Genomic DNA, 304 nt, shown 5'->3' with positions numbered 1-304 from the left:
CGCTCATCATTGGGCGCGCAAGCTGCAGGGCTTTGGACACGACGTGCGCCTGATTGCGCCGCAGTTCGTCAAGCCCTACGTGAAGACCAACAAGAACGACGCGGCTGATGCAGAGGCGATCTGCGAGGCGGTGGCGCGGCCCAACATGAGGTTCGTGCCGGTCAAGAACGTAGAGCAGCAAGCCGTGCTGGCACAGCACCGGGTGCGCCAGCACGGCGCGCACCGCACAAGCCAATCAGATCCGAGGGTTGCTCGCCGAGTTCGGGCTCATCATTCCGCAAGGCATTGCGAACATCGTCAAGCG

At 63.2% G+C, this 304-nt stretch carries 1 pseudogene; it reads left to right on the top strand.

Annotation, left to right across the window (positions count from 1 at the left end):
* Window positions 1-304: pseudogene (locus tag P0D80_RS51540) on the top strand (IS110 family transposase); the annotation flags it as partial.

The sequence above is a fragment of the Paraburkholderia sp. RL17-373-BIF-A genome (genome assembly GCF_046030175.1).
Taxonomy (GTDB): Bacteria; Pseudomonadota; Gammaproteobacteria; order Burkholderiales; family Burkholderiaceae; genus Paraburkholderia.
The sequence above is the reverse complement of the archived record's forward strand: the minus strand, read 5'-3'. Positions and strand labels throughout refer to the sequence as shown.